This window comes from Pseudomonas shirazensis, from assembly GCF_050496565.1.
Lineage (GTDB): Bacteria > Pseudomonadota > Gammaproteobacteria > Pseudomonadales > Pseudomonadaceae > Aquipseudomonas > Aquipseudomonas shirazensis_A.
In genome coordinates this window covers 135,237-148,251 of the sequence record NZ_JBNWAE010000003.1, presented here as the reverse complement: position 1 = coordinate 148,251, position 13,015 = coordinate 135,237, and the positions used below count along the sequence as shown (strand labels likewise).

10 protein-coding genes are annotated in these 13,015 nt (G+C 58.2%); 3 read left to right on the top strand and 7 right to left on the bottom strand.

Features of this window, described 5'->3' with window-relative positions:
- The first annotated feature begins 89 nt into the window (after positions 1 to 89).
- Entirely contained in the window at positions 90 to 1,199 is a 1,110-nt protein-coding gene (locus tag ACQZ2L_RS06605) for an AbrB family transcriptional regulator (RefSeq protein ID WP_430325302.1), read from the top strand.
- A gap of 10 nt (positions 1,200 to 1,209) precedes the next feature.
- Here ACQZ2L_RS06605 and ACQZ2L_RS06600 read toward each other — a convergent pair whose 3' ends face one another.
- The 7 genes from ACQZ2L_RS06600 to ACQZ2L_RS06570 all read right to left on the bottom strand — a co-directional run bounded on the left by ACQZ2L_RS06600 (position 1,210) and on the right by ACQZ2L_RS06570 (position 10,409).
- The gene (locus ACQZ2L_RS06600) at positions 1,210 to 3,282 is read right to left on the bottom strand and encodes a 3-hydroxyacyl-CoA dehydrogenase NAD-binding domain-containing protein (protein WP_430325301.1); all 2,073 of its coding nucleotides are present in this window, start codon (positions 3,280 to 3,282) and stop codon (positions 1,210 to 1,212) included.
- Positions 3,283 to 3,309: 27 nt separating this feature from the next.
- Entirely contained in the window at positions 3,310 to 4,560 is a 1,251-nt protein-coding gene (locus ACQZ2L_RS06595; protein ID WP_430325468.1) for an OprD family porin, read from the bottom strand.
- 85 nt (positions 4,561 to 4,645) lie between these two features.
- On the bottom strand, positions 4,646 to 5,644 hold the full coding sequence (locus ACQZ2L_RS06590) for an ABC transporter substrate-binding protein (protein ID WP_430325300.1): 999 nt from the start codon (positions 5,642 to 5,644) through the stop codon (positions 4,646 to 4,648).
- Between the two features lie 36 nt (positions 5,645 to 5,680).
- Positions 5,681 to 6,448: an ABC transporter permease gene (locus ACQZ2L_RS06585; protein ID WP_430325299.1), complete on the bottom strand. Its 768-nt coding sequence runs from the start codon at positions 6,446 to 6,448 to the stop codon at positions 5,681 to 5,683.
- Positions 6,449 to 6,474: 26 nt separating this feature from the next.
- Complete coding sequence (locus ACQZ2L_RS06580; protein WP_430325298.1) at positions 6,475 to 7,302, bottom strand: ABC transporter ATP-binding protein; 828 nt, start codon at positions 7,300 to 7,302, stop codon at positions 6,475 to 6,477.
- Between the two features lie 215 nt (positions 7,303 to 7,517).
- Positions 7,518 to 9,599, bottom strand: coding sequence for an acetate--CoA ligase family protein (locus ACQZ2L_RS06575; protein ID WP_430325297.1), 2,082 nt, complete (start codon positions 9,597 to 9,599; stop codon positions 7,518 to 7,520).
- Between the two features lie 3 nt (positions 9,600 to 9,602).
- A complete protein-coding gene (locus tag ACQZ2L_RS06570; protein WP_430325296.1) occupies positions 9,603 to 10,409 on the bottom strand; it encodes an enoyl-CoA hydratase/isomerase family protein in 807 nt (268 codons plus the stop codon).
- A gap of 82 nt (positions 10,410 to 10,491) precedes the next feature.
- On the opposite strand from ACQZ2L_RS06570, the gene ACQZ2L_RS06565 reads away from it, so the two are divergent.
- Complete coding sequence (locus tag ACQZ2L_RS06565) at positions 10,492 to 11,328, top strand: IclR family transcriptional regulator (RefSeq protein WP_430325295.1); 837 nt, start codon at positions 10,492 to 10,494, stop codon at positions 11,326 to 11,328.
- A gap of 322 nt (positions 11,329 to 11,650) precedes the next feature.
- The gene (locus ACQZ2L_RS06560) at positions 11,651 to 12,961 is read left to right on the top strand and encodes an MFS transporter (protein ID WP_430325294.1); all 1,311 of its coding nucleotides are present in this window, start codon (positions 11,651 to 11,653) and stop codon (positions 12,959 to 12,961) included.
- The last annotated feature ends 54 nt before the right edge of the window (positions 12,962 to 13,015 follow it).

Here is a 13,015-nt window from a genome sequence, read left to right as displayed (position 1 = left end):
TCTCAGTAATCGGTTCATCAAAAACAGCAAATGGACCACGCCCGTCAGCGCCTCGGATAATTGCCTCGCCCAGCATCGAGGACTTTCCAGTGCAAACACTCCCCGCAATCCCAAAAACCGCCTTATTGGAGTGGCTAGGCGTGATCATCGCTGCCGGCGCTGCTGGGCAGGTACTGCATGCTCTGCATGTTCCCGCCGGACTGTTCCTCGGGCCCATGCTCGCAGGTATCGCCTGTGGACTGCTGGGTATCAGAGTCAGGGTGCATCGCCATGCCTTTCGCTTCGGTCAGGGCTGCGTTGGTGTGCTGGTTGCCCACTCGATGACTTGGGCAGTCTTCCAGACGCTGGCCCAGCACGGCTATCCGATGTTCGGCATAACGGCCCTGACATTGGCCATGAGCGCCTTGGTCGGGCTAGGCGCTATACGCTTCAGTGGTTTATCCCGAGCGACTGCCGCTTGGGGCACTGCGCCCGGTGCTGCATCGGCGATGGTGACAATGTCGGAGGATTATGGAGCCGATGCACGTGTGGTGGCGACCATGCAGTACGTAAGAGTGGTTTGCGTGGTCATTGTCGGGGCCTTGGTAAGCCACCTTCTCGGGGCACAGTCGCCCTCCTCCGGTGTCGCCAGTATGGGTCAGGCTGAAAGCCTGATAGATATGGCATTGAGTCTGGGCGTCATCCTGGTTGGTGTCGCAGCAGGCACACGCTTGCCAGCGGGTGCATTACTGGTGCCGCTCTTGCTAGGGGCTGGGCTGCAATTGTCCGGATATCTGACTATTGGCCTTCCCGGTTGGGTCTACAGCCTTGGCTATGCCTTGATCGGGTGCTATATCGGGCTGAGGTTCGACCGGCGCACGGTCACTTACGTCTGGCGGCAACTGCCTGCAATGCTCCTCAGCGCCACAGCCCTGATTTTGCTGTGTGCCGGCTGCGCCTGGGTGTTGGCCAAGCTGATGAGGGTTGATTTCCTTTCAATGTATCTTGCGACAAGCCCGGGTGGCCTTGACGCCATGGCGATCCTTGCTGTTGAAACCCAAGCAGATACAGGTTTCGTGCTGGCCTGCCAAACGCTGCGATTGTTTTCGGTGGTTCTGATAAGTGTGGTGATCGCACGCCAGGTTGTACGAGCCGCACCCTCAGCCGCCAATCAAAAAGAGGGTCAGCCGAAGTCGTGGTCATCGGCCGACCCTAAATGAACCGACAGCGTCAGCTCTGGCTAAGCAGAGCCCCGGTCTTGAGCAAAGCGCACACGTGCAATTGCCGATCGGGATGGTCGAGGGCCCACTGTTCAAGCGCCTCTCTAATCACGTTCAGCCCAATTTGATCGGCATGGTAGAGCAGGCCTCCCCGGTAGCGCGGGAAGCCATAGCCATGAATCCATACCAAATCGATGTCATTTGGGCTGTCGACGATGCCTTGCTCCAGCATATGTGCCGCTTCGTTGACCATCACGAACAAGCAACGCTGCAAGATCTCGTCATCGGAGATATTGCGAGGCTGCACCCCTCTTGCCTGCCGGTGTTCAACAAGCATCCTGGCAACGAACGGGTCTGGCACCCCCTTGCGCTGTCCTGGCTCGTAAAGGTAATAACCCGCTCCAGACTTCTGACCCAGGCGGCCTGCTGCGTGCAGTTGCTCGATGAGGTTGCATCTGCGCTCGGCCTGACCAAGGTTTTCTCCCCGGCCTTTTCTGTTGAACCAGGCGATGTCAACCCCCGCCAAGTCCCGCAGCTCGAAGGGGCCTATGGGGAAGCCGAAACCACGCAGCACGCGGTCGACATCCTCAGGTGACGCACCTTCCTCAAGCAAGAAGGTGGCTTCGCGCTCGCGCACGGCCAGCAACCGATTCCCCACAAAGCCGTAGCAGTTACCAACCGCAACCGCCGTCTTGCCCAACCGGCCGCCGAGTTCCAGCACGGTTGCCAGCACCTCGGGATGCAGGTGCGCGGTCTTCACCACCTCGAGCAGCTTCATTACGTGCGCGGGGCTGAAAAAATGCATCCCGATGACATCACCTGGGCGCTCAGTCACAGCGGCAATTGCGTCCACATCAAGATAGGAGGTGTTGGTGGCAAGAATTGCACTCGGTTTGGCAAAACGGTCTAACTGCCGGAAGACTTCCTGCTTTACAGCCAGGTCCTCGAAAACCGCTTCGATGATTAGGTCTGCGCCTGCGACCTGGTCCAGGCTTACGTGGTAGCGGATGAGCCCGGCATGCTTGGCAGCCTGCTCGGCGGATAGGCGCCCCTTCTCCAGGGCTCCGGCATAATAGCCTTCGATTGTCGTCCGCCCACGTTCAAGCGCTGGGGGCTGGGTATCGATCAGAAGCGTGTCGATTCCGGCGTTAGCCAGGCACAGAGCGATGCCGCTGCCCATCGTGCCAGCGCCGATAACCGCTACCGTATCAATCGCACGCAGCGGGGCTTGTTTGGCCAACGTTCGGCGGCGGGAGGCCAGATCACGTTCGGCAAAGAACACATGCCGCAAGGCCCGCGCTTGGGCACTTTGACGTCGCGAGATAAACAGTTCCCGCTCCAACGCCATGCCCTCATCGAACGGCATCTGCCAGGCAGCTTGCAATGCTTTGAGCGCAAGCGGCGGTGCTTCCTGCCCTGCAACCTTGCGAAGAATCGCCAGGGAGGTTTGTTGCAAGGCCTCGGAATCGAAGGCAGGGACGCCCAGGTTGCAGGTACGCGGGATAGGGTGCCCGACGATAGCCTTGGCAAACTCCAGCGCTGACGCGAATACCGAAGTGCGACTCACTCGGTCCAGCAGGCCAATATCAAGCGCTTGCTCGACACCGATCTGCTCACCGCCCAATACCATGCCGACGGCCAGCTGCATCCCGCACAAGCGCGGCAGACGTTGCGTTGCGCCAGCCCCGGGGATCAAGCCCAGACTCACTTCGGGAAGCCCGAACTGAGTGCCGGGGGCTGCAATGCGATAGTGGCAGGCAAGCGCAAGCTCCAGGCCACCGCCCAGCACCGAACCATGCATTGCAGCAACGACAGGCTTGGGTGATCCTTCGATGGCGGCAAGTACATCAGGTAGGTGCGGAGCCTGCAATGGCAGATCAAACTCTTTGATATCGGCACCGGCAACGAAGGTGCGCCCTTCGCACACGATCACGACTGCCTGAATGTCTGTGTCACCGATCGCCTGATCGAGCCGCGCAGCAACCTGCTCACGCACCTCGCGCGATAGGGCATTGACCGGCGGATTATTGATGATGATCAGGCCGACATCACCTTCGCGTTGAAGCACTACGAGCGAATGCATCGCTTATCTCCTGATAGAGGACATGGGTTACAGAAGCGACAACGGGTAGCTGACGATCACCCGCACATCATCGGCATCCCGGGCGAAGTCGGCACGGTAAGTGGCGCTTCGCAGGCGCATGCTCAGCCCCTTCAAAGACCCGCTCTGCAATACGTACTGCAATTCGACGTCGAATTCGCGCTCACCGTCCGCCCCCGATTCGGCGCCGCGCACATCTGCTTGGCTGCCTTTCAGATAACGCGTCATGAAGGTCAACCCTGGCATGCCCAAGCTTGCAAGATCGAAGTCATACCGAGCCTGCCAGGAGCGCTCATCCTTCTCGGCGAAGTCGCCAACCTGCACGAAGTTCACCAGATACGGGTCTGTACCATCCACGTAGGGGAATGCCGAGTCGCCTGACATTTTCTGGTAGCCGAGCCCAAAGGAGTGACCACCCAGTTTGTAGGTACCCATGACACTCAATGCGCGGTTGTCGATTAGCCCGCCGCGGGCCTGGCCCTGGTCATCGCTGTCAAACAAGCGAACATCGGTGTTGAACGCCCCCCAAGCCCCCTTTCTGCGATCGGTCAGGCCGTAGAAGCGCTGGGTGTAGACGTCTTCAAGGACCGCATACTGCGCCAACAGATCGGTCGCAGCGCCGACGTGGTACGTCACCCCCATCAGGTTGAAGTCCCCCCCATCAAGAGGCCCGCTGAAGCGGCGGTTCTTATTGTTCAACGCAAGCCCTGTCGAGCCAGACTGGTCGCGATAAACAGTGCCTTGAATCTTCGCTCCGGTGAGCTCGAGCGGTTTCCATTCGTTGATCTGGATCTGCGCACCTTCAAATGTCTGCGGCAGCAACCGGCCATTGTTGGAGCCCAGCGTCGGCCACTTTGGAATCAAGGTCCCAACCCGTAACTCGCTGTCAGACACTTTGACCTTGAGCGTGCCACCGGCTTTGGAATAGTTGTCAGGCACGCCACCGTCATCTTGCACCGGTAGCAACCCCGTGCCCGAACGCCCTGGGCCGGAATCCAGCTTTACCCCAAGCATCCCGATTGCATCAAAGCCAAACCCTATGACGCCCGGCGTATAGCCTGACTCATAACGCAGAATGAAACCTTGGGCCCACTCCTGACGCTTGGATTGCGCACTCCCTTCGCGAAAGTCCCGGCTCATATAGAAGTTACGCAGTTCCAGGGAGGCCTTGCTGTCTTCAAAGAAACCCTGCGCACCTGCAAGCGGCAGATACGCGGCAATACCAACCCCTGCCGCGCAAAGCGGCATATTTTTGATCATCATCATTACTGCTGTACCAAAGAGGTGATCGCGCAGCGCCAGTCCCTGGCGACCGCGTTGATCAGGCAGGAGGTCACTAGGCGCTTCAGCGCACCTGGGTCAGGTAGTCGGCGGCTTTGCCTGGGATGGTTTCTTTCTGGATTTCACCCAGGAATTTGATGGCACGTTCAACCTCTTGCTCTGTCAGGTAAGGCGTTTGCGGGAAGGACTTGCGGTTGTTCTCCCAAGCGGCTGCATACACCTGGTCGTTAACCCCCTCGAAGCGGCTGCGCACGGCCTTCATCGCGTCTTGTGGGTGATCATTGATCAACTGCGTGGCATCGCCCAAGGCTGCCAGGAATGCTTTGACCGTGTCCTCGTTCTGGGTCGCCCATTGGCGGCGGGCACTCAGGGCAATCGAGGGATAGCCATCAAGCTCTGGCACCATGCCTTCGGACATATCCAGCAGTGTGTAGCCCTTGTGGTCGATCACGGCACTGTCAGAGGCCGGTGAGGAAAGCGCGAAACCGTCGATCTTGTTCTGCGCGAACGCTGCCAGCATGGCGGCGCCGTTGTTCAGGTACAGCAGCGTGAAATCCTTCTCGGGGTTCAAGTGGGCCTCCTGCCCCAAGAAACGCACCAGAAAATCAGCGCTGCCACCTGCCCCACTCACCGCCAGGCGAAGCCCTTTGAAGGCGGCCAGGCGTTGTTCGACGGTGGAATCGGAGGTCAGACCGAGACGATCAGCCAACGCCTGGTGAATCACAACGTTGCTCGCGTACTGGCCAACCAAACGCCCCAGTAAAGTGATGTCCGCCCCTTTGACTTTGGCATTGATGGCGTTCTGAATAGCGCACGAGCAGAACTCTACCGAGCGGCTGGCAAGGCCGGATGCCGCTGCGCCCCCCCCTTTGAATTTCACCAATTCGACGTCCAGCCCATGCTTCTTGAACAACCCGCCATCCAATGCCACGAACAAGGGCATGTGCACAAACCCTTCGGTACCCAGCGCGACTTTGATGGTGTCGGCAGCCTGCGCGTAAAAGCTGGTTGCGCTCATGGCAACGCTCAGACCCAGCGCAGAAATCAGACCTTTGATAGACATGAAGAACACCTCTTGTTGTTGTTTTGTTGGTTTCAATCAGACAGACAGTTCACGCTCTTCCTGATCCTTTTTCCAAGGCATCAGGGACGCTTCAAGCTTGCGTACAGCGGCCTGGAGAATCAGGGCAAGCGCAATGATGGCAATAAGCGCCGCGAACACACCTGCGGTGTCCAGTTGCCCTGCAGCGTCCTGCAGCAGATAACCCAGCCCCCGGTTCGCGGCCATGATTTCACCCACGATGGCGCCGATCAGTGCATAGGGCACCGACATCTTCAGGCCGGTGAAGACCCATTGAATGGCAGAAGGCAGCACGACTTTGGTGATCAGGTGATGTTCCTTGGCCCCCATCAACCTCAGGATTTCCAACTGCTCACGTTCTACTGCACGCACGCCGCTGTAGGTATTGAGGAACACCAGGAAGAACACGATGGTGGCGGTCAGGATGATCTTCATCTCGATACCGATGCCGAACCACATGATGAACAGCGGTGCCAAGGCGACCTTCGGCAGGCTGTAAATCGACACCAGAATAGGGTCAAGCAGCTTGGCGAGGAGCTCGTTCCGCCCCAGGATCAAGCCCACCGAGATGCCCGCACAGGCGCCGAAGAAGAAGCCAACCAAGGTTTCGACAACCGTGATCCATCCGTGGGAAAACAGACGTCCGCTAGCAACCAGGTCAATGAAGCGGCCACCGATTTCCACCGGTGAGCTGACAAAGAACGGGTCGATCAACGGACCGGAAGCAAACTGCCAGGATAGAAAAATAGCGGCGAAGATGGCGAGGCGACCGAGGAAAATTTTCATGTTGGTAACTCTCCAGAAGAAGGACCTTAAGCGTCGTGAGAAGGCGTGATGAATTCCCATAGATCGCCACAGAGCTGGTGGTAACGAGGGTCCTTGCGCAACTGGAGGATGTTGCGCTCATCGCCCAAGGGGATGTCGACATCACGTACGATGGTCCCCGGGCGCCCAGAGAAAATCAGGCAGCGGTCACCCAGCGCGACCGCCTCATCTAGGTCGTGGGTTACAAACAGCACGGTTTTTTTCAGCTGTCGGCTGAGCTTGAACAACTCGGTCTGCATACGCATCCGCAGCTGCGCATCCAGTGCTGCGAAAGGCTCATCCATCAGCAGAGTTTCGGGGTCGTAGGCAAGCAGTCGGGCCAGTGCCGCGCGCTTGCGCATGCCGCCTGAAAGCTGGCTTGGGTAGGCTTTCTCATGGCCTTCCAGCCCCACCAGGGAGAGAAGTTCGCGGATGCGCGCCTGCCGCTTCGCTTTAGGTACTCCCTGGATTTCCAGCGGGATGGCGATATTGCCGGTCACGTCACGCCATGGCAGCAGGTGGTCACTTTGGGTCATATAGCCAGTACGGCCGTTGATACCTTTGACGACTTCACCGCGATACTGAACTTCGCCGGTAGTAGGCGCGAACAGCCCGGCAACCATGTTGAGCATGGTCGATTTGCCACAGCCGGATGGTCCAATGATGGTTACTACCTGGCCTTGCTGAATGTCGACATTGATGCTGTGGGAGGCTTGTTTGGCGACACCCTTCACCGTGAACGACTTCGAAACCCCTTTGAAAGAAATGACCGTGGGTGAGACGGCTTTGGCCCCGATAGGCTCTGGTGACGTGGCACTTTTCAAGACGGCGGTCATGGCGTTACTCCCGGCACGATGGCGGCGTTCAGCTCAAGCGGGTTGAGTGTCGCGACTGAAGTGGTCGATAGAGCGCTGCGCCATGAGGCGGAGATATAGAGAGTGTTCATAGCGACCTACTTGTTTTTATGAGTCAGAAATGAAGCGTTCTTTGATTATGCAAACGTGGGTTAAAGGGTCAAAGAGGCTGTTCCATACAATGGAACAGCCGGTATTCAGGCAATGATTGTCAAACCATCAAGCGCGACCACACCTCTGCCTGCCGGGCGCACCAGCAGCGGGTTGATCTCGGCCTCAAGCAAGCGGTCACCCAACTGCATGGCCATCTGCGAAAACGCCACAATGCACTTGGCAGCTGCATCAACATCCGCTTTCGGCATACCGCGGAAGCCATCAAGCAGCGGATAGGTTTTAAGCTCGCTCAGCATCTCCCGAGCCTGCGCTTCACTGACAGGAAGTAGACGCAGGGTCGTGTCCTGGAACAGCTCCGCGGTGACGCCTCCCATCCCCAGCAATAGTGCGGGGCCAAGCTGCGGATCACGATGGAAGCCAAGAATCAGCTCCTGGCCACCGGTGACCATTTCCTGGACCAGAAAAGCCCCCGGGGTGAAGCCGACATGGCCGCCGACCTCATCACGCATTTGCTCCAAGCGATCACCGATGGTGTCGCAGCCAAGATGCAGGGCCACGCCGCCAACTTCGCTTTTATGCGGGATTCGCTCCGAAAGCACTTTCAGCGCCACGTGCCCTCCCAGTTCGCTCGCGGCCTGAGCTGCCTCTTGCCCATTGCTTACCACCCGCTCACGGGTTACGGGGATGCCGAAGCCTGCATACAAACGCTTGCTGCGCTCTTCATCAAGCGCACCGCTGGGAAGATCTTCGGCCGTAGGTGCCGCTGCCGAAGGGGCCACTTCGGCGGTAGCTGCCGAGTCCACCTGGCTGCACATAAGCAACGCCTTGAGCGCGCTGGCGCAGCTTTCCGGGGCGTTGAAGGCCACCCCTCCGGAGCCGTTGATACGCTGTGCAGCAGCTGGGGCGTGGGGGCTGATGTAGGCCAAAACGGGTTTATCCGAGCGCGCCAGGCTGTCGCGGATAGCGTCGGCCATTAGGTGCGGTTGAGCGACACCCGATGAGCCAACCACGCTGACCACAGCATCGTAATCATCGCTGTCGAGTAGGATGCCGATGGCGCTGCGCATCAGCTCTGGCTGCAAGCCCGCCAGGGTCAGGTCGATGGGATTGCGATCGAGTACCGCTTGGTCACCGATATCCAGGTTACGCAGTTTCTCCGCAGTTTCCGGGCCGGGCGCAGGGGTTTCAAAACCGCTCATGCCCAGGTTGTCGGCGATCAGCGTGCCTGCGCCACCGGTCGAGGTGAGAATCGCGACACGATGGCCCTTCATCGACCGGCCGCTAGCCAGCGCGAACGGGATATCGAGCAAATCCGCAAAGGTTTCCGCGCGGATCACGCCGAGTTGCTTGAAATACGCGGAGTACAAATCGTCAGATCCGGCCAGCGCGCCGGTGTGCGAATTGGCTGCGTGGGCACCGGCTTCCGAGCGGCCTACCTTGTAAACCACCACCGGCTTACCCGCGTTGCGAGCTTTACGCGCGGCCCGGCTGAATTTTTCGCTGTCGCGCAGTCCTTCGATGTACAGCGCAATGACCGAGGTAGCCGGGTCATCGGCGAGGTAGTCAACGAAGTCTGCCACGTCCAGATCCACTTCGTTACTAGTGGAAATGAGCTTAGAGAAGCCAATGCCGGCAGCGACACCACGCGACAACAGCGCTCCCAAAATGCCACCGCTCTGGGAAACCACCGCGACGCGACCGGCGAGCAGCTCGTCCATGTCCAGCGCACCACTGGCAGACAGGGTCACGCGTTCGGTAAGATTGACCAATCCGATGGTATTAGGGCCAAGGATTCGCATTGAGCCCCGTGCAGCTTTAAGTTCTTCTTGGCGCAAAGCGCCGGTCTCACCGGTTTCACCGTAGCCACCCGCCAGTACGATAGCTGCTGGGCAACCGCGGGCCGCCAGATCGGCTACTGCCTGATTGGCTCGCTCTGGCCCAAGCAGAATGATCGCAACATCCGGCACCTCCGGCAGCGCATCCACCGAGGGGTAGCAGCGCAGCCCGTCGATGTCTTCATACCTTGGGTTCACAGGATACAGCCGGCCCTCGAAGCCGTGCTTGCGAAGAAAGGCGATGGGGCGACCGGAGGTCTTGCGGGCATCACCTGATGCCCCGATGACGGCAACGCTGGCAGGGCTGAGAAGGCGTGCAATAGGGTTCATGATTCAGCTCCGCTCGGCCTTGCGGGCAAGGAAGGCGGCAACCGACGCCTGATGCTCGCTAGAGGTGTAACAGATACCCTGGGCTTGGCTACCCATGGCAAAAATCTGGCTCTGGGTCAGCTCGAAGGTGTTGTTGAGGATCGATTTACTCAGTGCCAAAGCGGTCGGCGAGCCGGCAGAGATCTGCTGTGCCCAGTCGTGAGCCGCTGGGAGCAGGTCCTCATGCGGAGTTACGCGATCGATCATACCGATCTGCTGTGCTTCGGCTGGCGCAACGGTGCGACCGCTGAAAATCAGTTCTTTGGCCTTGCTCAGCCCAACTCGGCGCGGCAGGAAGTACAAACCACCGCCATCAGGAATCAGGCCCCGGGCGATATAGCTCATGGCGAACGAGGCGTGTTCAGAGGCGATGATGAAGTCGCAGCTCAGTGCCATGTCGCAGCCCAGGCCAGTCGCTGCGCCGTTGACTGCAGCAATGGTCGGTTTAGGCAGGTTATGGAGCAGCGATACCGCATGGTGCACACGCTGTTGACGCTTCCAGCCGTTGAAGGCTACAGAACCCGCCGGTGCGCTCATCCGGGCTTGCATGCCCTTGATGTCGCCACCGGCGCAGAACCCTTTGCCAGTGCCGGTCACGATGAGCGCCTTAATGCCGCTGTCCGCAGCCACATGCTCAAGATGTTCAATGAGCAGCGAGCGCATCTCATCGCTGATGGCGTTACGTGCCTCGGGGCGGTTGAGCGTCAGGGTTGCGATACCATCAACAACGGTAAGGTCGATCGGGGTCGACAATTCCGGGGAAGTCGTCATGCGGTGCCTCTCTTATTATTCGGTTGATTGACCGCCCAGCGATGAGCCAAGCTTGATTCCAATCTGAGGGAGAGGGCTTTACATGACAACGCGTCCGTTCCACCTACTGGAACACGATGAGAGTGGACTTACCTCCCCCCACATTCCTGGGCAAGGCAAGGCCGCGCCCAATCGCTCGTTGGAGCGTGGTCTGGATATCCTTCGCGCGTTCAGGCCCGGCAGCGAATACCTGAGCAACGGAGACTTGAGCGAAATCACCCAGCTTTCGAAGTCCACGGTCAGTCGGCTCACCCAGACCCTGGTTCGCTCCGGTTTCCTGGACTACGACTGCATTTCAGGGAGCTACAGGCTGGCGGCGGCGGTTCTGGGTATGGCCCATTCGATGTCCCATAGCAGCTCACTGCTTCAGGTCGCGACGCCGTTGATGGCCAAGGTGGCACGCGAGCACCAAGTGAATGTCGGTCTGGCCGCAGCGGATGGCGAGGAGATGATCTATCTCGAATCGGTACGGTTCAGTCAGCGCAAGTCTCCACGCAATGTGCTTACCGGCCAGCGCCTGCCGATGGACATCACCTCGCTGGGCAGAGCCTACCTTTCGATCCTGGAGGATGCGCAGCGACGGCCGCTGATCGAGCTGTTCAGGTCAAGGCGGTGTGAAGCTAGAGCTGGACAACTGGTACTGGATATCGAGGCGGCCATTGCCGATGTCAAGAAAAGAGGATACTGCGCAGCGTCATGGCAACCTGAGATCATCGCCATCGCGACTCCGTTGAACCACCCGGTTTACAAAGCCCATGTTCTGAACATCAGCCTCTCAACGGTTGAAGCGCAGGAAGATGTCATCGATCGCTTTGCGCCCATCCTGCTGTCGCTCGCAGAATCAATACGTGCATCGCTGAGCCAGCCAGGCGTTGGCTGAGCGCCCAGCGAGGAACGCCCACGGCCGCACTCGACGGTTCAGCGGACGTGGGTATTGCATGCCGCGTTAAACGCAGCCGGGCTGAGTGTCGACAGAATTCAGTTAAGCGAATCTTTTCCAAGTAGCCGCAATTGCCCAAGCGATATCGGCACACTGCTGCGCTGTCCAGCCTGCGCACTTTTAATGGATGCCACTTCCTATCAGGCACGGCGCAATGATGCCCAAAAGGTATGGGAAGTCATGGCTAAAAGGTTTTGGCGCAGCTTGTCGTCGCGGCCTTATCCTGTAGCAATCAATCCCAACAAGAATAATGGGCATTCGCATGACAACCCTCACTTCATCGCTCGCGGCGGAACGCGACCCAGCCGAAATACGCGCTTGCAAGAAAGCTGCACTTCGTCTCATTCCGCTCTTAGCACTCGCCTACTTCTTCAACTATCTGGATCGCACTAATGTAGGTTTCGCCTCATTGACAATGAATGAAGATCTGGGGCTAACCGCGTCACAGTTTGGTTTTGCTGCGGGCATCTTCTATCTTGGATATTGCCTATTTGAAGTACCCAGCAATCTGGCGCTTTACAAGTACGGGGCTCGTCGGTGGCTCGCAAGAATCATGATAACATGGGGGCTTTTCGCCGCCGCTACATCCCTCGCGCAAGGCCCTACTAGCTACGCCGTTATTCGTCTACTTGCAGGTATTGCCGAAGCAGGCTTCTTTCCTGGCGTGATTTTCTTCTTATCACTTTGGTTTCCCGCACATTACCGCACGAAGGTCATGGCTTGGTTCCTGTTCGCTATTCCCATGTCGTCTGTACTCGGCGGCCCCTTGTCTGCTGCTATGCTGGAAATGGATGGTATTTGGGGCTTTGCTGGTTGGCAGTGGTTGCTCGTCTTGCAGGGCCTGCCAGCCTGCATCCTGGGGTTCTTGTGCTTGCGTTTGCTGGCCGACAAGCCGGGTGATGCACATTGGCTGACAGCAGAAGAAAAGCAAGCGCTTCAGAGCGTGCTTGATGCGGAGCACCAGTCCAAGAGCGCACATAGCTTCAAGGAATCGCTGAGGGATCCGCGGGTTTGGTTGCTAGCCGCTATTCTTTTCAGCTACATAATCGGCATCCTCGGTATCGGCGTTTGGCTTCCACAGATTCTCAAAAGTCACCACTTGACCACCATGCAGATCGGATGGGTCAGCGCGGCCCCCTATTTGATTGCTAGTGTAGCGATGCTGTTGTGGGCCAAGATTCTTGCGAAGAAGAGACGTTATATTCTGCACCTTGCGCTCACGTGCGGCACCGGCGCGGCGGGCTTCATATTTTCTGTTGTTTACAGTGATCTGATCCCAGCACTGATCGGACTGACAGTAGCGCTCATCGGGCTCTGCTCAGTACGCACGTGTTTCTACAGCATTCCATCGACATTTTTGAGTAAACAAGCAGCCGCCGGCGGTATTGCTTTCATCAACGCAACAGGGAGCCTTGGCGGCCTAGTTGGACCCTATGCAGTGGGTTGGCTGAAAGATTTCACTGGATCCTTCAGCGCCGGTTTGATGGGCATGGCATTCATGCTTTGCTTAGCCACGCTGCTTACCATTCTTCTAAGCTTCATGGTGAATAAACAAAAACAGCCGACTGCTTGACTGAAAACACCTGCAATGGAGTCAGCAACGCCCTCACGCTCTTATTTTCATTGC